The sequence below is a fragment of the Streptomyces sp. NPDC001709 genome (assembly GCF_053596375.1).
The window spans coordinates 127,826-148,512 of the sequence record NZ_JBSFGB010000019.1 but is presented as its reverse complement, the minus strand read 5'-3'; the positions used below and the strand labels follow the sequence as shown (position 1 = coordinate 148,512).

Genomic DNA, 20,687 nt, shown 5'->3' with positions numbered 1-20,687 from the left:
CTCGCATAGCGCAACGACAGGGCAGAAGTCATGCGCTCCACTGAGCGCGACGGCAGCCGCCCTGCCGAGAACGGGGCGAGTGCGCTGGGTGGCGACCACAAGTCAGGTCGGACAGCGCCCGGTCGTCGGACGGATCGGGGCCCAGGACCGGGGCGTGCCTCAGGATCCGCCGGCTCGCTCCACGCGTCGGAACCTGCCGGTCTTCTGATTCCAGGGGGTCGACACAGCGGTTCCCTCACGTCACCCTGATTGCCCCACGGACGGCTCACGCCAGGAGGTGAAGCCGTTGTACCTCGCCGACAGTCGGAGCACTCCTCCCTCGCCCACCCCCGCCGGCCATGGCCGGCGGTCTGCCGTGCCCGGCACCGTGCTGGCGCTCGGCACCGTCAGCCTGGTCACCGACGTGTCGTCGGAGATGGTCACCGCCGTCATGCCGCTGTACCTGGTAGCCGGGCTCGGCCTGTCCCCGCTCGGCTTCGGCTTCCTGGACGGCATCTACAACGGCGTCGGCGCGCTGGTACGGCTGCTCGGCGGATACCTCGGTGACCAGGGCGGAAACCGCCACAAGGCCGTGGCCGCCGCGGGATACGGGCTGTCCGCCCTGTGCAAGCCGCTGCTCCTGCTCGTCCATACCGCGCCGCTCATCGGTGCCGTGCTGGCGGTGGACCGCACCGGCAAGGGGCTGCGCACCGCTCCCCGGGACGCCATGATCTCACTGGCCACCGAGCCGGCCCAGCGAGGCCGGGCCTTCGGTGTGCACAGGACCATGGACACCACCGGGGCACTGCTGGGACCCTTGGCCGCCTTCGCCGTGCTGCGCCTGGCAGTTGACGGCTACGACGCCGTGTTCGCGGTGAGCGGGTGCATTGCCGCGCTCGGTGTACTGATCCTGCTGCTCTTCGTACCCGGGCACCGGCGGACGACACCCGCTGCTGCCCGACCGTCCGGGCCCCAGCGCGGATGGCGGGCCGCCTTGGGGCTGTTGAGGTTGCCTGGGCTGAGGCGCCTCACCGCCTGCGCGGTACTGCTGGGGCTGACCACGATCAGCGACTCCTTCCTGTACTTGCTAATCCAGCGTCGACTCGCTCTGCCCGGGCAGCTGCTCCCCCTGCTCCCGCTGGGCACTGCCGCGGTATTCCTGGTGCTCGCCATGCCGCTGGGCGTGGCCGCCGACCGGATCGGCGGACGCCGGCTCTTCGCCATGGGGCATCTGCTGCTGCTCGTCGGGTACGGATTGCTGCTGGCGCCGCTCTCCGACGGCTGGGCGGGGGTCCTGCCGGTGCTCGTGTTGCACGGGGCGTTCTATGCCGCCACCGACGGGGTGCTGGCCGCGGCCGCGGCCGACACCCTCCTCCCGGCCCAGCGCGGAGCGGGACTCGCCCTGGTCGGCACGGGCCAGGCGCTGGCCCGCTTCACTGGCTCACTCGCCTTCGGTGCCCTCTGGTCCGCCTGGGGCACCGGCATCGCACTGGCCGCGGCCACGGGCGGGCTCGCTCTGTGCACAGCGGCCGCGATGGTCGTACTGCGCCTCACCGACAGCCAAGTGACAGCAGAGAGCGTGTCGTGATGCCGTTGCCCAACCGCCCTGGCTCCAGCCGCACCGCCTACCGCTGGCTGAGCCGACCCTGCGCACGCCCGACGCGACCTCACCGGAAAGGCAGTGCCTGATGACCCGCAAGGGCCGCCTTCTCACCTTGTTCACGGCCGTTCTCGTACTGGGTCTGGTCGCCGCCTTCGCCGTGCACCATGCCGCCGAACGCGCCGGCGGCCGCGGTCGTGCGCAGCCGGGCACACCGGCAGTCGCCGACGGCCGGGTATGGCTGGCCGCGCCCCCGGGCGCGGGGCGGCGCATGATCTTCCGCAATACGGCCTACGGCCCACACCACGACGAGCTCGTCTCGGTGCCCGCCGAACGGCCGGGCGCACAGCGCACTGCGTCGGGGATGAAATGCGTGCGCTTCTCGGCCGCGGGCGGCACCGGGATCTGCCTGCAGAGCGCACAAGGGACGCTGCGGAACGGCTACCGAGCGGTGGTCCTCGACGAACGGCTGACCGAGCGGCGCAGCTACCCACTGGCCGGGATCCCCAGCCGGGCCCGGGTCTCGCCGTCGGGGCACCTGGTCGCCTGGACGGTCTTCGTCACCGGGGACTCCTACGGCGCCACAGCCTTCTCCACGCGTACATCCATCCTGGACACCCGCACCTGGAAGCTGCAGGACAACCTGGAGGAGTACGACCTGAAGGTGGACGGCAGTTGGTACCGCTCCCTCGATGTGAACGTCTGGGGCGTGACCTTCGCCGACGACGGCCACTTCTACGCCACGGTGTACACCCGCGGGCAGACCTACCTGGCGGCAGGCGACATCGCGGCGCACACGCTGACCACTGTGCACAGCAATGTGGAATGCCCCTCGCTCTCCCCGGACGGCACCCGGATCGCCTACAAGAAGCGGGTGCCCGGCCTGCCGGCCGACTCGCCCTGGCGGCTGTATGTGCTGGACCTGCGGACCAAGACGGAGACTGCAACGGCCGAACACAGCAGCATTGACGATCAGGCGGTGTGGGCGACGGACACCACCCTCGTCTATGCCAGGCCCGGGAAATTCGGGACGGACCTGTGGGCCGTGCCGGCCGATGGCAGCGGGAGACCACAGCGGCTGGCGAGCGCGGCGTCGACGCCGGCTTTCATCGGTTGAGCAGGGGCAACGCTCGGCGGTCCATCAACGACCCGGACACAGCGCGGGACGGGCGTGCGCCCGTCCCGCGTGGTGTAGCTGTACGTCAGCGGATGTCCTCCGGCTTGACGACGAGCCAGTTCTTGTCGGCTGTCACCGGCTGGCCGAGCTCCTGCTGCCGGGCCGCGTTGGTCTTCTGCATGTCCTGGATCTGCGCGAAGTACTTGTCCTTGCGGTTGACCCAGATCCGGGTACCGTCGTGTTCCACATCAGTGGAGTGGAAGAGCATCGGGCCGTCGCTCACCGGGGTGTCGCCCGCGACCAGGATCGGCTTGCGCCACTGGTCGATATACGTGTTGATGGCGGCGGGCTTGCCCTCGTACCAGGTCAGCGGGGCCCACAGGGCCGGCGTCAGCTTGTCGTTCCTCAGCTTGCGCGGGTCGTAGCGGCCCTCGGCGATCTCCTTGCGGGCTGTGGTCAGGTTCCCGGTGGCGGGGTCCTTGAGCAGCATGGAGACACCGATGACGTTCTGCGGCTTGACGTTGTAGCCGTACCGGGGGTCGGAGAGCACGTCCCGGACCAGTTCCTCGCCGGCGGCGCTGACGACGTAGACCTCGATGCCGTTCTTCCGCAGGGCGCGGTACAGCTCCTGCATGCCGCGGTAGAACTGCGGCGGCTGGACCTGAGTCTTCGTCAGCTGGTCACCGTCGTAGTACTCGGCCGGGATGGGCTTGCCGTACGCGAGCAGGTCGTCGACGTAACCCTTGAGCTGCTTCAGCGTGAAGCCGGAGAAGATCTGCGCGGCCCAGGGGTAGCACACCTGGTCGTCGATCTCGCAGAGCCGGTTGTAGTAGCTGTAGAGGCTCTCCTTGTGGACCGCTGTGTCCTTGAAGGGGATGAGCTTCAGGGACGGATCCATCGTCGAGCGCTTGAGCTTCCCCTTCATCTCCAAGTAGGGAAGCAGGGACTCCTCGAGGTCGTACCGGTAGGTGGTGTTGTCGGCGTCGAAGACCGCGTACGCGCCCTGGTGGGCATGCTCTTCGATGACCTTGCCGAGCCTCTCGGCGACGGGAGCCGGCCAGTGGCGCAGCTCGGCCGCCACGGCCCGCCCGTCCGCGCCCGCGGCCGTCGCGTCCTGGCGGGGCCACAGCCCGACGGCGCCCGCGATCAGCAGCGCCGTCAGCACGCTGAGCACTGCCAGCAGGGTCAGCGGTCTTCCCCCACGGTGTGTCATATCGCCTCCATTTTCAAGACAGTGGAACATCGGGCAATTGCTCCGCCCTTCGGAGTAAGGCGGAGCGGTAACGAGGCTGGGTTACCACAGCAAGTGCGGGAAATTACGGCTCACGCTTCTTGCATGCAGGTGAAAACAGACACCGCACTGGGAATTCGAGCCATCCAGCACGGCAGCGCCAGACTTACCGGAAACGAGATGAAACCGCACCACCCGCAGAGATCGGCCGGACAGGTCCTGGCTGGAACCGGTTGAGCCGAGCAGACCGGTCATGGGTACGACGGCCCCGCCGCCACCACGAGGAGGTGGGCCAGTCGGCATGTTCGCTCCCTTGACGAGGGTGCCGAGATATGGTCTGGCCGAGGGAGAGGGTGCCGGCGCCAGCCGATGCTGATGCGGCCGGGATCAGCATGAGCAGCGTCAGCAGGGCGACCTGCCATGCCCGAGGTCTCAGTCGTCGGTGTCTGCGTGAAGCGGCCATGTTCCGACTCCTCGTAGTGGCCGTCCGTCGAATTGCAGGAACGTTGCGGGCGCAAGGGATTTCGCAGGGGGCCGCCTGGGGCGCGACAGCTGCCAGTGCGGACTCGCCGTGCGCCGAGGGATGTCGGCAAGGCATGGCCGCTGACCTTGAATCACCTGACGGAGACCTTACGATCCGATGACTGCAGTTTCAATACACGCACCCTGATTTGTATGACGCAACACTCGGACCGTGGCGGCATCAGGAGGAGTACGGGGCCCCTTCTGTCAGGCTTCGGTGATCTCCGCTGAGGGAAGGCAGACGTGCCCATCACCCTCCGGCGAGTCCCGGCGCCATGGTGTGTCCCAGCATAATGATCAGTGCGGATGCTGTCGCAAACGGCAGTGTAATAACGGGGAGTTGGCATGCAGAACACGAACGGCGGGGGTCTCGTCATAGCCCTGGTGGTCGTCGGCCTGGTGGTGCGACAGCAGCTGCGCACGCGTCCGGTGCGACGCAACGGCTCGCTCATCGCCCCGGTGATCCTCGGCGTCCTGGGTACCGCCCTGATCGCCTTGGGTATCGCCTCGGTCGTCAAGGACCACTCGCTGACCACGCTGCCCGTCGTCCTCCTGGTGGCCAGCCTGGCCGTCGCGGCGGTGTTCGGCGCGGTGAGGGCCCGGACCGTACGGGTCTGGCGTGAGCCCCAGGGCGAGGTGCTGCGCAAGGGGACCGTGGCGACGACCGGACTGTGGCTCGCCTCGGTCGCCGTGCACACCGGGCTTGCGGTGTGGATCGACCAAGCGGCCGGGACCGGATTCCTGGGGACCGCGTCGCTGTACGCGTACCTGGCGATGGGCCTGGGGACCCAAAACCTCCTGGTGCGTAGGCGCGCCACCGCGCTGTGACCCCGCAGTCGGCGCTCACTTCCGCGGACTTGGACCTTGATCCCATCGCCGCAGCAGTTGACGTTCGTGCACGTCGCGGAAGCGGTGCGGCTGCGGCGCGCCTCACAGCTCGCGGCAGCCGCTCCATCACGACCTTGATCAGTTCGGCATCGCCCACACCTGGTTGGCCTGCAGGTGGCCGCAGGTCCAGGTGTCGAGCCTCGTCAGGTCGGCGGTGCCACCGCCTTCGACGTCGAGGCAGAGCGACGCGGCCGCGTTGACGAGGGTACCGTCCGGCCTTGCCGTCCAGACCTGGGTGGGGGCGCCGGAGCAAGTGGAAAGGACGACGGGGCTGCCGGCGGAGGTACCGGCGGCGGTCATGCACTTGCCGAGCGAACGCAACGTACGGTCGCCACCGGCTGTCCAGCGCTGATTGGGGTTGCCGGTGCAGGTGTAGAGGATCACCGGGGTGCCGTCGGCGGTTCCGCTGCCGGTCACGTCCGCGCACTTGGCGCCGTTGCCGGTGAGTTGCCCGGTGGGCACCGCAGCGCCGCAGTCGCGGCCCGGGGTCAGCCGCCAGATCGCGGTGCCGTGCGCGGGGACGGTCGCGGTCAGGGCGCTGCCGACGGTCGAACTCGTCCCGGTCCACAGATCCTTGGCGGTCACGGAACATCCCGGCAGTCCGATCTCGGCGAGCGGGGTAGTGATCGTGCGGGCGGAGGAGCCACGGTTGAGGACGGCCACGGCCCGGTCGCCGCCCGCCAGCGGTCGGGCCAGCACGTCGGTGCTGCCGTCGGTGGAGACCACGCCCGCCTGCCGCCCGAACGGGTCCTGGTCCAGCGTGATCAGGTCGGTGTTGCCGAGTGCCGACCGCGCGGCAGGAGTGAGGCGGTTGACGTCCGAGGAGAGGATCAGCGGGGCGGCCATCATCGACCACAGGGCGACCTGGCTGCGCGACTCGTCGTCGGTGAGCCCGCCGGCGCCCGCGATCAGGAAGTCAGGGTCGTTCCAGTTCCCCGGTGAGGCGTAGCGGCCGATCCACCGGTTGTAGCCGTAGTTCCCGAGCACGCTGGACCACCGGCTGGTGTTCGGCCGCGCGGGGTCGTACGTGGCGATGTCCGTGCCTTCCCGCCACAACTGGCCGTCGGAACCGACCCACGACAGCACGTCGAACCAGGTGGGGTTGCCCCACTCGCCGCTTTGGAAGTATGCGGGCGCCGACTCGGAGAACACGATGTCCCGGCCGGAGGCCCGCAGCGCCGCCGCCTGGTCGTCGTAGGCCTGCTTGTACGCCTGCTCCTGCGTCTGGCCCGGCGCCACGTACACGTTGCAGCCGTCCAGCTTGAGGTAGTCCACACCCCAGGCGGCGAACGCGGCTGCGTCCTTGGCGAAGTGGTCGGGGCCGCCGCCCTGGGACCGACCGCTGCCGGGGTAGCCGCCGCAGGTCGACGATCCGGCGTCCTCGTAGATACCGAACTTGAGTCCGCGCGCGTGCAGATACGAGCCGAGCCAGGCCATGCCGTGCGGGAACTTCACCGGATCGGCCACCAAGTCACCATTCGCATCCCGGGACCTGGCCATCCAGCAGTCGTCCACGGTCACCGTGTCGTAGCCCTTGGCGGCGAGGCCTGTGGCCACCAGGGCGTCGGCGTTGGCGGTGACGATCTGCTCGGTGACACCGCACTGATAGTGGGCCCAGTCGTTCCACCCCATGGGTGGGGTGAGCGCCAGCGGTCTGCCGTCGCCGGACGTGGCGGTGGGAGAGGCATGCGCGGCCGTGACGGTGGTCAGCGGCAGACATATCAGCGCCGCCGCCAGGGCGGTCAGCATGGTGTGGGGACGGGCGAACCGGCGCCGTGCGAGGCGGGGGACGTCGCGGTGACGGCGCGGTTGTCGGACGCGTGGTGGCTGGAGCACGGGAACTCCTCCGCATCGAGAATGAGACGTGCTGGGATGTGTGCAGCATGTGCGTCTGAGCGGGTGTTGCTCCTGTGCCTTGGCCGCGTGGCGCTGATCAGGCGCGGCCTGCCGGCACGGGGATTGTGTCCGTCGAGCCGAGGGCTCCGATGAACCTGGCGACCGCCGCCGCCATGGCCTCGCGGCCGTCGGCGAGCCAGTCACGTGGACCGGCGCCCGCGTCGGAGAGGAGACGGTTTCGTACCGCCTCCGTCATCGCGCGGTCGAGTGCGGCGCCGGCTGCGATCTTGACGATGCCGCAGTGCGCTGCGTTCCTCAACTCCTCGTCGGACAGCCCAGCCGAGTCGCGCAACACGAGCGGTATACCGAGGACGGCCCGCAGCTCGTCGAGCAGTTCATGGTCGAGGCGTCCGGCCGCGGCTGATCGGCCGTGGGTGCCCACCTGATGGGAACTTCTCGCATGCGGCGCGGGCAAGACCACTGCCAGCGCGTCCACTCCGGTGGCCGCTGTGAAAACCTGGGCCGCCTCCGGTGCAGTGGCGCGGCCACGGCCCAATTCCGCCTCCACGTGCAGTCCTTGCTCGTGCGCCCAGGTCACGACATCGCGGGTGACGGCGACCTGCTCGGGATATGGCAGCCGGGCCGCGTCATACGTGATCGAGCCGAAACCGCAGTGCGCTGCCTGGGCGAGCAGCGTGGTTCGCCGTACCTGGTCCAGGTGGAGCGCCACCGGCACCGCAGCGCTGCGCGCCGCATCCGCGGCGGCCCGCGCCAGCGGCGGCAGCTGGCCCCCGTGGTGTTCCACGACGGCCTCACTGATCTGCACGATCACCGGGGACCCCATCGCCTCGGCGCCCGCGACGACAGCCTGGACGTGTTCGAGGGTGACGACATCGAACGCCGCGACGGCGCTCCGCTCCGCGGCCGCCGCGGTGAGAAGGGGGCCGATGGCTGCGAGAGGCATGGATCCTCCGAGGTCAGGGTGCCAAGGGGCCGGCATGGGCGGGGTACTGAACGCAGCGCAGTAAGGTGAAGTCGATGATTGTTTGTGCATCATATCCGCGGCTTTGAAGCAACTTCAAGCAAAGAGGCCGGACGCGCTGGCCCCTACCACCGCGTCCGGGACGGTCGAGGTGAAGGCACCGGCGGTGAACGACAAGCGCTTGACGAGGCCACGGGGCGAGCGCAAGCGGTTCTCCTCGGCGAGCCTGCCGCCGCGGTGCAGCGAGGAGGCCAAGACCTGCGTCCTGGCGCTCATCGGGGTCCGTGCCGAGGGCTTCAAGGAACTTGGTCCCGGCCAAAGACGCCTCCCGCGAATCGGGCGAGTCGTGGGCCTACCGCCGGCGTTCTACGACGTCTCGGCCGGGCACTGGATCCACCTGCGGACCCGAACCCCATCGAGTCGACCTTCTCCACCGTCCGGCTGCGCACCAAGGTCACCAGTGCCGCCGGCTCCCCCACCGCAGCCCTGGCGATGATCTCCAAGCTCGTCGAGTCCGCCCAGCAGCGGTCGCGGGCCGTGAACGCATCCCACCTCGTCGCCCTCGTCCGCGCCGGGGCGCGCTCCGAAGGCGGCCTGCTGATCGAACGGCCCACGGAGCGAGCGGCATGACGGCCATCGGCCTGCGGCCGGCCACCTCCGCGGACAGCGAGTACTGCTTCCAGTTACACAAAGCCGCCATGGGCACCTACGTCACGGCCGTCTGGGGCTGGGACGAACAGATTCAACGCGACTTCCACGCCCGCGCGTTCATCCCCGGCCGATGGCAGATCATCACCGCCGACGGCGCCGATGCAGGCATGCTCCACGTCGAGCACCGGCCCACCGAGATCTACCTGGCACGGATCGAGCTCCACCCCGACCACCAGGGACGAGGCATGGGCAGCCAGCTCATCCGCAGCCTCCTGTACCAGGCCCGCCAGCAGGGCCAGGACCTGGCCTTGGACGTCCTCGTCGTCAACCAAGCCGCCTCAGCCCGGCCCGATCCACAGATCTTGACAATGACTCATAAACCCTCCGTCCGCTGTGCGGCAACCGTGCAGGTCGCAGCCATCAACGAGCGGCTGTAACCGGCAGGTGACCACCTCTCAAGCCCATACCGCCTTGACCACGGCGTGGCCTGCTGCAGCCGCCCGCCCGTAGAACCCTTGGAGGTCTCTGTGGTGGTCGAGGAACTCCTGCCTGGCCTGCGGCTCGTCGCTGCCGCAGCCGACGAGCTTGATGCTGGCGACGTTCCACAACTCGTCGAAAGAGACACGCGCGAGGAAGTCTGCGGCCCGTGACACCCCAGGCGGCTCCAGAATCATCAGAGGCGGGTTGGAGGGGTCGGCGTCGGCGCTGTGTGCCACCGGTCGGCCGCCGTAAATCGGCAGCGTCCAGGGCTTCTCGGCGTCTGCTTCGAGGACATCGGCTGCGGCGTAGAGGTCATTGACGGAGTTCCAGACCTTGTCGATCGAGTCGGCGATACCCACTGCGTACTCGTCGGGGTGGTTGTCCCAAGCCTTGGACATGAACGCCGCAAGCCACGTGTGATCGTCCCGGATCTCGGACTCCGCGACGGCGCGAAGGTGTAGGTGGATGCTCACGGCGACGAGTCCTCCAGTTCGGCGGCCCACCCCTCGGGCCGAACGACAGAACCTATTCGACGGCACTGACAGCGAGACGCCCCGTCTCTTGGAGGTCGTTTCATCCCGGTGTTTTATCCCGGAATCCGGTGTTTGGTCTGTGGTGTCGGGTCGCGCAAGGAGATGGTGTTCTCGCTGGTCAGGCGGCGGGCCATGAGGTCGGTCATGGCAAGGTGAATCATGGCTTCGGAGCGGGCGGACAGAGGCTCGTAGTCGCGGGCGAGACGCCGGTGCAGCATCAGCCAGCCGTAGGTCCGCTCGACCGCCCACCGCTTCGGGATCGGGGGGGCTCCACGCGACGACCACACAGCTTGGCCCTGCCCTGACTACCTGTCAGTAAAGTCAGCATTGGGTCAGCATTCGTCCGGCCAAAGCGGCCTTCAGGTGCCCACACGTTGGCGTGAGATGCCCTCGGAGGTGTCCGTGCGGCAGCATCCGATGGCCTAGCCGCCACAGATACTCTTTGCGAGGCGGGCGGCGAGATCGTCTCCGACCTACCTGACCGGAAGACCGGATACGCCCAGGTCAGCGCGCCCTTCCGCGTGGTTTCAACGGCACCGGCGGCAGCTCCGGCGCAGGCAGCCGAGCCCCGTCGTACCCCTTCACCTCCCCAAATCTCGACCCGCTCATCCAGTCCTCCCGGGCCTGTTGGATATCGTCGTGGGTGCGTCCGACGAAGTTCCACCACATGATCAGCTCCTCCGCGAACGGCTCGCCGCCCATCAGCATGATCCCGGCGTCCGACTCGGCGCGCAGCGGCAGTTCGGAGCGGCCGCAGCCGAGGTAGAGCAGGGAGCCGGGCAGCACCGGCACGCCGTCCACGTGTACCTCGCCGGACATGGCCAGTACGCCGTACTCGAAGTCGGGCTCCAGCGGCAGGCGTACGTCGGTGCCCCGGGTGAGGGCGAGGTCGGCGCCGACGATCGGGGTGTACGTCGTACCGGGTGAGGCCGAGCCGTCGAGGTGGCCGAGGATCACCGTGGCGGTCAGGCCGGGCGCGGTGACCGTGGGCAGGTCCGGGTGGTACTCGAACTTCGGCTCGGTGTGCCGGTGTTCGTCGGGCAGCGCGACCCACAGCTGGGCGCCGTGCAGGAACCGGGCGTGCGGACGCGGGCTCTCCTCGGAGTGGCTGATCGCGCGGCCCGACGTCATCAGACCCAGCTCTCTGGGCCGGATCGTCTGCAGGCCGCCCGTCGAGTCGCGGTGCAGCACCTCGCCCTCGTGCAGCCAGCTGACCGTCTGCAGCCCGATGTGCGGATGCGGCGGGACCTGCATACCGGGCTCGTCGGCGATGTCGTCCGGGCCGTAGTGGTCGACGAAGGCCCACGCGCCGATCATGCGACGGCCGAGGTTCGGCAGCAGCCGGCGCACCTCGGTCGACTCGCCCAGCTTCATATGACGGGGGCTCAGCAGTTCGCGGACGGGCTCGGCGACGACGAATCCACGGCCACCGCAGACACTGGGCACGGGCGCGCGGTCTAGGTTGCTCATGCCGCCCAACTTAGCGGTGTGCAAGGCGGACCGGTGAGCACGGAAACCCGCATTTTTCCTTTGTTAAGTCAAGCATCTGACTTACATTCGGGGGTCCTCGTCGCCTCCGTCGCGGAGCGCGTGGCGCGAGTAAGCCGGACGCGCAGTCGGCCCATGCGACTGCCTCGGTTGAGTGACAAGGAGTACGGCTCCACGAGGATGTTCTCGATGTGGCGAGTTGATTTCTCTTAACTTCATTTGAGATGCGGATATGTCGAGCAGCAGGCGGTCGCCTGCGTCCGCCGCCCGTGGAGGTCATCGAATGAGTCTTCGTCCCTGGGTTGCAGCGCCGCTGGCGGGTGCGGCTATCGCCCTCGTGTCCCCGACGGCCGGTGTCGCCGCGCAGGCGTCCGCACTGCACGCCCCCGGCTCCCTGCGGCTCCATGAAGGGGACGGTGACCGCGATGACCACGGTCACCACGATCCCTGGCGTGACTGCTACAGCCGACGCCGTGTCGTGCTCATCGAGAAGGGCCTGAGGGCGATTCTGACCAATGGCCGGCGTGGGCCCGAGGCTCTCGTCCTCCAAGGGCCCTCGGAACCCTCGTCCTCGTCGCCGACAGCACCGTGGGACAGCTTTACTATCTCGACGTATTTGAACGTCACTTATCCCACGCAGACCTCCGGCCAGTACGAGTTTGCGATCCGTGACTTCTTCAGGGTGCACCCGCGCTTCGAGGTGAAGGCCTTCGACAACCACAAGCGACACTTTCCTTTCCCGGCCACCCACTGCGACAACGACGACGGTGACCGCGGGGACCGTGCTCGTGGACATGGTGGTGCAGGCGCCGATGGGAGTGACTCGTCCAGCTCCCCGTTGCCCCAGAAGGGGGGCCAGCATCAAAACGGCCAGGGTGGGCAGGAGAGTCTCGCCCCGGGGCACGCCATTCCCTCTGTTCCGAGTGATACCGCGGATGCCGGCTGGAGCGCCGGCCTTCTGAGCGCGAAGCACATCGTGATCGCGGCCGGCGGTTTGCTGATGATTCTGGGAATGCTGGCCATGGCCTGGCTTCGCCGGCGTCGTTCTGCCGAGTGATCAGTACCGGCGCAGCAGCGGCCAGAGCACGGGCCATGGCCGGTCCGGCCCTGCGCAGAGCACCACGGCCGCGTGCTGCTCCTGGTTCGCGGTGCCGTGCCCGTTGTCGACGCGCGCCACCGTGTGACAGGCGGTGAAGTGCTGCTCCAACTCGGGATGGTCCGCCGGGTGGACGAGCAGCACCGGCCCGGTGGCGATGGCCGGCGGCGGGCCCCAGGCGTGCAGGCCCATGTGGCCGGAGTACGGTGCGGGCAGGCCGAGGGCGGGCCCGTACTGTGCGATGGCCCCGGCCTCGCCGTAGTTCGCGGTCAGCAACACGACCGTGGCCCGCTGGTCGGCGGGGATCGCCTCCCAGCCGGTGGCGGTGGCGCGTGCGAGCTGTGGCCAGCCGACCTCCTCGCCGAGGTCGGGGTCAACGGCCATCGGCACGGTCAGCGCCGACGCGGGCAGCACCGGCAGGGCGGCCAGGGCGCTGGTGAGCAGGGCCGCGAGCAGTCCGCCCGCCAGCTTGACGCGGTGCTCGCGCACCCAGTGGGCGTAGGGCTCGCAGCCGGCGGCGCTGATCGCGTACAGCAGCGGAATCGCGTAGTACCCCTTGCCGCCGCCGGCCAGCACCAGCAGGCACAGCACCACCCAGGCCACCGCGACCGGCCGGGCCCAGCGCAGCTCCGGTCGGCGCAACAGCCGGCTCAGCCCGGTCAGCCACAGCGGTGCCAGCACCGGGGAGAACTGGAGCAGTTGCATCGGCAGGGCGAGCAGGCGCCCAACGATTCCGACATCGGCGCTGATCCCGTGAGCTACCGTCAGCTCGGGCCAACCGCGCACGGCCTGCCACCACAGGGTCGGGATCGCGAAGGGCAGCGCGGCGAGGAGGGCGGTCAGCGGGCCCAGCAGCGCGCGCGGACGCGGTACGAACAAGCCGCGCGGTCCGGCCGTCAGCGCGCCCAGCGCCAGGGCCGGCAACAGCCCCAGCACCAGCAGCTTGTTCAGCAGCCCGATCCCGACCAACGCTCCCAGCGAAGGCCACCAGCGGAATTCGCCCGTGCGCAGCAGTCGGAGCGTCAGCAGAATGATCGCCACCCAGACCGTCAGGTCGAAGGTCGCGGTGGACAGCAGGTGGCCGATGCCGAGCGTATAGCCCGAGCAGGCCGCGGCTGCTGCCGCGAGTACCTGTCCGCCGCGTCCGGCGCCCAGCTCTCGGGCGATCAGCGCGGTGAGCGTGATCGTGACCGCGGTGAGCAGTGCGGGCAGGATCCGCACGCCGGTCGGAGTGGAGCCGCAGAGCTCCGCGCCGAGCCTGGCGAGCAGCGGGGTGAGCGGCGGCTGGTCCGGGTAGCCCCAGGCCGGGTGCCGGCCGGCGAGCAGGAAGTACAGCTCGTCGCGGTGGAAGCCGTAGCGGCCCGACAGCGCGATCAGCAGCGTCGCCGCCGCAGCCGCGATCCCCCCGACCGGCCCGGCTGCGAACAGCGGCAGGCACGGCTGCGCATCCCCCCGAGTGTGCATGGCGGCATTCTGACAGCCCGGATGAGGCCGGAGAAGGTCCCGGAAGACGATGGGTCACTGTCTGCCTGCGTGCCCGCCGGTCAGGACCCGCTCGCCGTGGACGGCAAGTCAGCGCGCGGGCTCGCGGCACGGCCACAGTCCAGCCGCGCACGTGATGGAGGAGATGCGTTCCCCCGCAGCCGGATTCACGGCTTGGAGAAGACTCGCTGTGTAGTCTGCCCGGCTGTCAGGGTCCGGTACCGGCCGGCCGTCCGCGGTGTGGAGACCGGGGCGAGAGCCGAGCAGGGCTTCTTCCGTCGGCAGCGCCTGCGGTTCGACCGCCGCCGGTGGGCGCGCACCGCCGCTGTCACTGGTCGCCGGAGGGCTCTCGGCGGGACTGGTCGGGAGGGACTGCTGCTTCCGGTGGTGGCCGACGTGCCCGAGGGGGCTGGAAGTGGCCGTGGGCTTGGGCTTGGCGGAGCGGTGGGGCCTGGCCAAGCGGTGGGGCCTCGCTAAGCGGCTGAGTCTGGCCGAGGAACCGCCGATTTGGCCGGAGGACGCCGTTGCCGAGGGACTGGGTGAGGCCGAGGGGCTCGGGCGGGGGTCGTGGCGGCAGATCAAATTGGGGTCTTTGATGCCGTAGCTCAGGCCCCACTCCTTGTCGCAGCCGCCCCAGTATGTCGCCACCCAGCCGCAGTAGGGGCCGCCGTAGCTGTAGCAGGGGGGTACCGATGCCTGCGGGCCTGGATTCGCGAAGGGTGGCTGGGGCGACTCGGATGTGCTCCGCGAGATGCCGTGGGCGCTGACCATGCGGACCTGCGTGGCATCGGAACTCTGGGGCATCCAGTCCGTGAAGAAGAGGGGCAGGCCGATGGCTGAGGCGGAAGCCGCCACCGTTGCGGAAGCCAGAGCGCAACGAATCAGGCGCATGACTGTTCCTCTCGGCTTTGTGGTCTGTGGCAGATGTGGACGAACTCAGTGCACGGGTGCCGCCGCTGTGAGCACTGAAGCCGAACATATGCTTTGGATATCCCCCGACAATCGGCGAACCGCCAGTCGGCTGGCCTTGCTCCGGTTTTTTCACTCGAAGAGTCTCGCCTCGGCCCCGCCGGAGTCACGAGTGCGGCGAGCTCGGGGACGGCTCCGCCGTGGACGAGGCGACCGGGCTCGGAACCGGGGTCGGCGTGTCGGTCGTCGGGTGCGGGGGACGGGCCGGCTCGGTCGGCCGGGACGGGCCACCGCGCACCATGAAGAACACCAGCGCGGCCACGGCGGCCAGCGCCAGCGCGCCCACGACGGCCCGGCGCAGCAGCACCCGGCGGGGCCGTACCACGCCGGTCGGCGGGCGCAGCGGCCGCAGGTCGGCGGGGCCGACGGAGTGTGCCCGCGCGGCCAGTGCGGCCCGCAGCCGTTCCTCGACCGGGGTCTGTGCGGTGCCGGTAGCGGAGTCGTTCATCGCAGGCCCTCCAGACGTCGGCCGAGGGCGTCCAGGGCCCGGCTGGCCGTGGACTTGACGGCGCCCCGCGACAGACCGAGCGTCGCCGCGATCTGCGCCTCGCTCAGATGCGACCAGTAGCGCAGCACCAGCACCTCCCGCTGCCGCCGGGTCAGCGTGCGCAGCGCCGCCAGCACCTCCTGGTGGTCCTCGTGGAGCAGCACGTCCTCCTCCGGGGCCGGCGCGTGCTGCTCGGGTTCCGGGGTGTGAGCCCGTACGGTCCTGCGCCGGCGCAGCACCGAGCGGGCCGCGTTGACGACGCTGGTCCTCAGGTACGCCTCCGGGTCGTCGAGCGAGGCGAGCCGGTGACCGTGCCGGCGGAACAGCGCGGTGAAGGCGTCCTGGACGACGTCCTCGGCCGTGGGCAGGTCGTCCACCAGCAGCACGGCCAGCCGGACCAGGGAGAGCCGGCGGTGGTGGTACAACTCCTCGATGCCGGGCGGCTGTTCGGGCCGGAGGAGGGGGACCGCGGCGCAGCCGGTGCCCGTTCCGTGGCGTGTCGGATCGGCGGGAGTGTCCGTACGGGCGCGCGCGAGGAGGCGGGTGCGCAGCGCCCGCGTGAACCGCCGCCAGGGTGCGGGGTGGTACGCGATCCCGGGTGCCTGATCCCAGGGCAGGGCCGTCGGTGGTGTGGCTGTCGTCATGGGTCTCCCGGAGCCGGAAGCGGGGCGCCGCCGACGCGACGGCCCGCTTCCGGCCCCTGCTCAGAGGTGCTGCTCAGTGGTGCTGCGGAACCGGCGCCGGAGTGGCGATACCGCGGTGCGGACCGTGGCCGGGCCGCGCCGGAGCCGGCGCGGGGCTCGGGGTGGCGCGCGGGGGAGATGACGGTACGGGGCTGGGCGTGGCCTGCGGGGGAGTCGACGGTACGGGGCTCGGGGTTGCGTGCGGGGGAGTCGACGGTACGGGGCTGGGGGTGGCGTTCGTCGGTGCCGGCACCGGGGTCGGAGTGGCCGGCACGGGGCGCGAAGTGGTGGGTACGGGCCTCGGGGTCGCCGGGACGGGCCGAGGAGCGGCGGTGTGGAGCGGCGGCGAGGGCACCGGTGACGGGGTCGCCGTGTGCGCCGGCGACGGCACGGGGGACGGGGTCGCGTGGCTGCCGCCCTGGGCCGCCTGGGCGGTCACGGTGCCGACGACGGCCAGGGCCGCGCCTACGGCGGAGACCCCCAGGACGGCACGCAGCCTGCGGGGACGGCTGGGGCGGGATGCACGGTGTGCGGACATGGGTTCCTTCGGTCGTTCGGTCGGACATCTGGTCGAAGTGGAGGCCTCCACTCGGACAGACGTCCGACCCCGGCCGAGGTTGCAGGCGATGACCGGCGAATTTTCCGGGCCCGTCCTGCCCGGTCCCCGGTTCCGCTCCTTCAGCCCAGCTTTCTTCAGCCCAGCTTCTTCAGCCCAGCTTCTTCAGCAGTTCCTCCGCGACCGGACCCGCGGAGCCCGGGTTCTGCCCGGTGATCAGATTGCGGTCGGTCACCACGTGCGGCGCCCAAGGCTGGTCCGTCCGGATGTCCATGCCCGCCTCGGCCAGCCGGTCCTGGAGCAGCCACTTGGCCCGCCCGGCGAATCCGGCCTGCGTCTCCTCCTCGTTGGTGAAGGCCGTCGCCCGGTAGCCGGCGAAGGCGTTGGCGCCGTCGGCCCGGACCGCGGCGAGCAGCGCGGCCGGTCCATGGCAGACGACGGCCAGCGGCTTGCCCGAGTCGAGGGCCGCCACGAGCAGCCGGCCCGAGTCGGCGTCGACGGCCAGGTCCTCCATCGGACCGTGCCCGCCCGGGTAGAAGACCGCGGCGAAGTCGTCGAGGTCCACCTCCGCGAGCTTGACCGGCGCGCGCAGCTCGGTCATCTCCTCCAGAGCGCGCTTGACGCTCTCGGCGTTCTCCTGACCGCCGTTGACCTCGGGGGCGAGGCTCGCCCGGTCGACCTGGGGCACCACACCGCCCGGCGTGGCGACCACGATCTCGTGACCGGCGGCCTTGAGCGCGCGGTAGGGGACCACGGCCTCGTCGGCCCAGAAGCCGGTCGGGTGCAGGGTGCCGTCGGCGAGCGTCCAGTGGTCGGCGCCGGTCAGCACGAACAGGATCTTCGACATGGGTTTCCTCTCCCGGAGCTTGGGTTTCCGACAGAGAACGTAGGCGAGGCAACCGATAGGCAACCAATGGAACACCGAATGCCTGGTATCGGATCTCCTATGGGTGCCGGGGAATACCGGCCGGTGAATACTCGGACCGTGGAGACCGCTTCCCTTGATCTGAACCTGCTGCGCACCTTCCTCGCGGTGTACCGCTCCGGCTCCTTCACCGGCGCCTCCCGGCTGCTGGGGCTGTCCCAGCCGACGGTGACGACGCAGATGCGCGCGCTGGAACGGCAGACCGGCCGGGAACTGTTCGAGCGGCTGCCGCGCGGGGTCGCGCCGACCCCGGTCGCCGACGAACTCGCGGTCCGGATCGCCGCGCCCCTGGACGAGCTGGCCGCCGTCGCGGGACCTACGCCGCCGGCCGGTGCGCGCCGCGAGCCGGTTCATCTGGCCGGTCCGGCCGAACTGCTGTGCACCACCGCCCTGCCGGCCCTCGCCCCCCTGGTCGCCGAGGGCGTACGGCTGCGTGTGTCGACCGGGCTGACCGATCCGCTGCTGGAGGAACTGCGCGCGGGCCGCCACGACCTGGTGATCGCCACCACCCGCCCCCGGGGCCGCACCCTGCACGCGGTCCCGCTCAGCGACGAGGAGTTCGTGCTCGTCGCCGCGCCGGTGTGGGCCGAGCGACTGGTGGACCGGCTGACCGTCGACGGGCCCGCCGCGCTGCACGACGTCCCGCTCGTCACCTACGCCGAGGATCTGCCGATCGCCCGCCGTTACTGGCGGCACGTCTTCGGCCGGCGCCTGTCCCGCACCGCCGCCGTGACCGTACCCGACCTGCGCGGAGTGCTCGCGGTGGTGGCCGCCGGGGCGGGCTTCAGCGTGGTGCCCCGCTATCTGTGCCGGGACCTGCTGGAGTCCGGCACGCTCGTGGCCCTGCTGGAGCCGGAGGACCCGCCGATCAACACCGGCTTCCTGGTCCAGCGCCCCGGCGCGTCCGACAACCCGGACGTGACGCGCGTGCGCACGCTCCTGCTCCGCGAGGCGCGCACCTGGTAGCCGTACCGGACCGCGCTCGCCGTCACCGCCGCGTGGGCGCCTGCGCCGGGTCGCACGACCAGCCGTACCGGGCCCGCGCCGGCACCGTCATGTGGGAGCTCGCGCGGCGCGCAGCTCGTCGACCGTCACGCGCCGGTGATCCCCGGACCACCCGTCCACTCCGGCGCCAGCACCGACCAGATCTCCTCGTCGTGCCGCTCGCCCCGGTACAGGTAACTCTCCCGCAGGACCGCCTCCTTGCGCATACCGAGCCGCCGGGCGACCGCGATGCTGGGCGCGTTGCCCGCCGACACCCACCACTCCACCCGGTGGATGCCGCGCTCGCGGATCGCCCAGTCGATCAGCAGGCGCGCGGCCCGGGTCACCAGACCCCGCCCCACCGCGGCCGGCTCCAGCCAGCAGCCCGCCTCCGCGGTGCCCTGTGCGACGTCGAACCGGCGCAGGATCACCGCCCCGACCAGCGTGCCGTCGAGCCGGATCCCCCGGATGAGCCCCGCGTCGTCCGCCTCCCTGTGGGCGTACGCCATCAGGAACGCCCGGGCGGCCGCCGGATCCGTGACCACGTCCGGCAGCCCGTTGAACCGGCCGATGAACTCCCGGCCACGGTCCACATGGGCGAGGAACTCCTCGGCCTGCCAGGGCTGCAGGGGGCACAACTCGGCGCCGTCGGCACCGAGCGAGGTCGTGTACATGGTCACCTTCGGGTGATCGGGTGGGACATCCGGTACGCCAGCCTACGGTCGGCACCTTCGCCGAGGGCCGTGAGGGCCTCGTCCAGTTCCATGAACCACTCCCAGGCCGCCCGCCCGTCGGCGCCGGCCGGGCGCAGGCGCGGGTCCGCGGTGTCGTCTGTCGCGATCACGCCTGTGTCGGTGGCTGTCACCGTGCCAGAGTAGTCACCGGCGCGCGCTGGACGGCCGGTTGACGTTGACGGGGGTAACCATGCACACGGCGTTCCTGCTCGGCACGGGAGCGTTCTGGACGGCGGCCTATGTGCTGTTGGTGCGCACAGGCCTGCGGGAGCGCACCTTCGGGATGCCCGTCGTCGCCTTCGCCACCAACATCAGCTGGGAGTTCACGTTCGCGTTCGTACGGCCCCCGTCCGGGGTCGCGCACATCGTCAACATCGTCTGGTTCTGCTTCGACCTCGCCGTCGGCTACACCCTCGTACGCTTCGGACGGTCCGAATTCCCGTACCTGCCCGACCGGTTGTTCCTGCCCGCCCTCGCCGCGCTGCTCGCCTTGGCCTACCCAGGCATGAACTACGCCTCGGAGCAGTTCGAGGCGGGCGGCGGTGCCATCACCGCGTTCGGCAGCAACCTCGCGATGTCCGGCATGTTCCTCGCGATGCTCGCCGCCCGTCGGGGCACGCGCGGTCAGTCCCCGGGCATCGCGCTGACCAAGCTCCTCGGCACGGCCTGCGCCTCCTTGTCGATGCTCACCGACCCCGACCGGGTGCCCCGGCACGACACGGCCCTCATGTACTACCTGTACGTCGGCTGCTTCCTGCTCGACCTCGGCTACGCCGCGGCGGTGTTCACCGTACGCCGTGCGGAGCGAACGGCCCCCGTCACCGCCCGGGCCTAGGGGCGGACGCGGGAAGCGGCCCGTTCGTCAGGGGGAGCGGCGGTCCGACATCGTTGTCCGCACCCGAATGGCGGTGCCGGGACGCGAGGCCGACCATGGAGCCATGGGGTACGGTCGCCGCCGCAGCGCCGGTGCCGCCCGAGGCCGCCGGGGGACGGTGGCCGGCCCCGGTCGCGGTCAGCGGCCGGAAGGGAGGACACCGTCATGCTGGAAGTGAAGACGGTCGAGAAGCCGGACGAACGGCGCGACTTCCCCCGCGGCCACCTCGAAGCCCTCCACCTGACCGGGCTGGACTTCGCCGTGGCCACCTTCGAACCCGGTTGGCGCTGGTCGGAGTCCGTGGGGCCGATCGTGGGCACCGAGAGCTGCATGATCCACCACAACGGCTATGTGGTGCAGGGGCGGATGCACCTCCGCATGGACGACGGTGGTGAGGGCGAGGTCGGCCCCGGCGACGTGTTCGTGTGCCCGCCCGGCCACGACGCCTGGGTGGTGGGCGACGAGCAGGTCGTGGTCTACGACTTCGCCGGAAGCATGGCCAAGGAGTACGCGAAGGGCTGAGAGACGGGCTGAGAGACGGGCTGACCACCGGCGTACCGGGTCGCACCGCGTGCGGCCCGGTCGCATGT

Annotated in this window: 20 protein-coding genes and 2 pseudogenes; 9 read left to right on the top strand and 13 right to left on the bottom strand. The window is 70.3% G+C overall.

Annotated features, from left to right (window positions below):
• The first annotated feature begins 286 nt into the window (after positions 1–286).
• Both ACWC0C_RS26830 and ACWC0C_RS26825 read left to right on the top strand, forming a co-directional pair.
• The gene (locus ACWC0C_RS26830; protein ID WP_450866354.1) at positions 287–1,567 is read left to right on the top strand and encodes an MFS transporter; all 1,281 of its coding nucleotides are present in this window, start codon (positions 287–289) and stop codon (positions 1,565–1,567) included.
• A 100-nt stretch (positions 1,568–1,667) separates the two neighbouring features.
• Complete coding sequence (locus ACWC0C_RS26825) at positions 1,668–2,696, top strand: TolB family protein (protein ID WP_450866353.1); 1,029 nt, start codon at positions 1,668–1,670, stop codon at positions 2,694–2,696.
• Positions 2,697–2,781: 85 nt separating this feature from the next.
• Here ACWC0C_RS26825 and ACWC0C_RS26820 read toward each other — a convergent pair whose 3' ends face one another.
• Positions 2,782–3,909 carry a haloacid dehalogenase-like hydrolase gene (locus tag ACWC0C_RS26820; protein WP_450866352.1) on the bottom strand — a complete coding sequence of 376 codons (1,128 nt, stop codon included), beginning with the start codon at positions 3,907–3,909 and terminating at the stop codon, positions 2,782–2,784.
• Between the two features lie 885 nt (positions 3,910–4,794).
• Between ACWC0C_RS26820 and ACWC0C_RS26815 the strand changes: the two genes are divergently transcribed.
• Positions 4,795–5,277, top strand: coding sequence for a hypothetical protein (locus ACWC0C_RS26815; protein WP_450866350.1), 483 nt, complete (start codon positions 4,795–4,797; stop codon positions 5,275–5,277).
• Positions 5,278–5,415: 138 nt separating this feature from the next.
• On the opposite strand, the gene ACWC0C_RS26810 is transcribed toward ACWC0C_RS26815, so the two are convergent.
• From ACWC0C_RS26810 to ACWC0C_RS26800, 3 genes are all read right to left on the bottom strand, one after another.
• Positions 5,416–7,173 carry a ricin-type beta-trefoil lectin domain protein gene (locus tag ACWC0C_RS26810; RefSeq protein ID WP_450866349.1) on the bottom strand — a complete coding sequence of 586 codons (1,758 nt, stop codon included), beginning with the start codon at positions 7,171–7,173 and terminating at the stop codon, positions 5,416–5,418.
• Between the two features lie 97 nt (positions 7,174–7,270).
• Positions 7,271–8,137 (bottom strand): class II fructose-bisphosphate aldolase, encoded by an 867-nt coding sequence (locus ACWC0C_RS26805; protein ID WP_450866348.1) that lies wholly within the window; start codon positions 8,135–8,137, stop codon positions 7,271–7,273.
• Positions 8,138–8,251: 114 nt separating this feature from the next.
• Positions 8,252–8,431: a hypothetical protein gene (locus tag ACWC0C_RS26800; protein WP_449196969.1), complete on the bottom strand. Its 180-nt coding sequence runs from the start codon at positions 8,429–8,431 to the stop codon at positions 8,252–8,254.
• Between the two features lie 88 nt (positions 8,432–8,519).
• Between ACWC0C_RS26800 and ACWC0C_RS26795 the strand changes: the two are divergent.
• Positions 8,520–8,785, top strand: a pseudogene (locus ACWC0C_RS26795) (IS256 family transposase); the annotation flags it as partial.
• Positions 8,782–9,243 (top strand): GNAT family N-acetyltransferase, encoded by a 462-nt coding sequence (locus tag ACWC0C_RS26790; protein WP_450866346.1) that lies wholly within the window; start codon positions 8,782–8,784, stop codon positions 9,241–9,243. The pseudogene ACWC0C_RS26795 and the gene ACWC0C_RS26790, both read left to right, overlap by 4 nt.
• Positions 9,244–9,261: 18 nt before the next feature.
• On the opposite strand, the gene ACWC0C_RS26785 is transcribed toward ACWC0C_RS26790, so the two are convergent.
• The 3 genes and pseudogenes from ACWC0C_RS26785 to ACWC0C_RS26775 form a co-directional block, all read right to left on the bottom strand.
• Entirely contained in the window at positions 9,262–9,759 is a 498-nt protein-coding gene (locus ACWC0C_RS26785) for a DUF1877 family protein (RefSeq protein WP_450866344.1), read from the bottom strand.
• 113 nt (positions 9,760–9,872) lie between these two features.
• A pseudogene (locus tag ACWC0C_RS26780) lies at positions 9,873–10,097 on the bottom strand (transposase); the annotation flags it as partial.
• Between the two features lie 226 nt (positions 10,098–10,323).
• Positions 10,324–11,289, bottom strand: a complete 966-nt coding sequence (locus tag ACWC0C_RS26775) for a pirin family protein (protein ID WP_450866342.1) — start codon at positions 11,287–11,289, stop codon at positions 10,324–10,326.
• 301 nt (positions 11,290–11,590) lie between these two features.
• Between ACWC0C_RS26775 and ACWC0C_RS26770 the strand changes: the two genes are divergently transcribed.
• Positions 11,591–12,364 carry a hypothetical protein gene (locus ACWC0C_RS26770; protein ID WP_450866340.1) on the top strand — a complete coding sequence of 258 codons (774 nt, stop codon included), beginning with the start codon at positions 11,591–11,593 and terminating at the stop codon, positions 12,362–12,364.
• Here the strand turns inward: ACWC0C_RS26770 and ACWC0C_RS26765 are convergent, their stop codons facing one another.
• From ACWC0C_RS26765 to ACWC0C_RS26750, 4 genes are all read right to left on the bottom strand, one after another.
• Entirely contained in the window at positions 12,365–13,867 is a 1,503-nt protein-coding gene (locus ACWC0C_RS26765; protein WP_450866339.1) for an ArnT family glycosyltransferase, read from the bottom strand. It lies immediately after the preceding gene.
• A gap of 1,093 nt (positions 13,868–14,960) precedes the next feature.
• Positions 14,961–15,302 (bottom strand): hypothetical protein, encoded by a 342-nt coding sequence (locus tag ACWC0C_RS26760; RefSeq protein ID WP_449196974.1) that lies wholly within the window; start codon positions 15,300–15,302, stop codon positions 14,961–14,963.
• On the bottom strand, positions 15,299–15,985 hold the full coding sequence (locus ACWC0C_RS26755) for a SigE family RNA polymerase sigma factor (RefSeq protein ID WP_450866337.1): 687 nt from the start codon (positions 15,983–15,985) through the stop codon (positions 15,299–15,301). Before ACWC0C_RS26755 ends, ACWC0C_RS26760 begins: the two co-directional genes overlap by 4 nt.
• A 746-nt stretch (positions 15,986–16,731) precedes the next feature.
• Positions 16,732–17,427: a type 1 glutamine amidotransferase domain-containing protein gene (locus ACWC0C_RS26750; protein WP_450866336.1), complete on the bottom strand. Its 696-nt coding sequence runs from the start codon at positions 17,425–17,427 to the stop codon at positions 16,732–16,734.
• Positions 17,428–17,526: 99 nt separating this feature from the next.
• Between ACWC0C_RS26750 and ACWC0C_RS26745 the strand changes: the two genes are divergently transcribed.
• On the top strand, positions 17,527–18,471 hold the full coding sequence (locus ACWC0C_RS26745) for a LysR family transcriptional regulator (protein WP_450866335.1): 945 nt from the start codon (positions 17,527–17,529) through the stop codon (positions 18,469–18,471).
• A gap of 125 nt (positions 18,472–18,596) precedes the next feature.
• On the opposite strand, the gene ACWC0C_RS26740 is transcribed toward ACWC0C_RS26745, so the two are convergent.
• A complete protein-coding gene (locus tag ACWC0C_RS26740; RefSeq protein WP_449196979.1) occupies positions 18,597–19,163 on the bottom strand; it encodes a GNAT family N-acetyltransferase in 567 nt (188 codons plus the stop codon).
• Between the two features lie 2 nt (positions 19,164–19,165).
• Positions 19,166–19,354 (bottom strand): hypothetical protein, encoded by a 189-nt coding sequence (locus tag ACWC0C_RS26735; protein ID WP_449196980.1) that lies wholly within the window; start codon positions 19,352–19,354, stop codon positions 19,166–19,168.
• Positions 19,355–19,413: 59 nt separating this feature from the next.
• On the opposite strand from ACWC0C_RS26735, the gene ACWC0C_RS26730 reads away from it, so the two are divergent.
• On the top strand, positions 19,414–20,058 hold the full coding sequence (locus tag ACWC0C_RS26730; RefSeq protein ID WP_450866333.1) for a transmembrane-type terpene cyclase: 645 nt from the start codon (positions 19,414–19,416) through the stop codon (positions 20,056–20,058).
• 204 nt (positions 20,059–20,262) lie between these two features.
• The gene (locus ACWC0C_RS26725; protein ID WP_449196982.1) at positions 20,263–20,619 is read left to right on the top strand and encodes a cupin domain-containing protein; all 357 of its coding nucleotides are present in this window, start codon (positions 20,263–20,265) and stop codon (positions 20,617–20,619) included.
• The last annotated feature ends 68 nt before the right edge of the window (positions 20,620–20,687 follow it).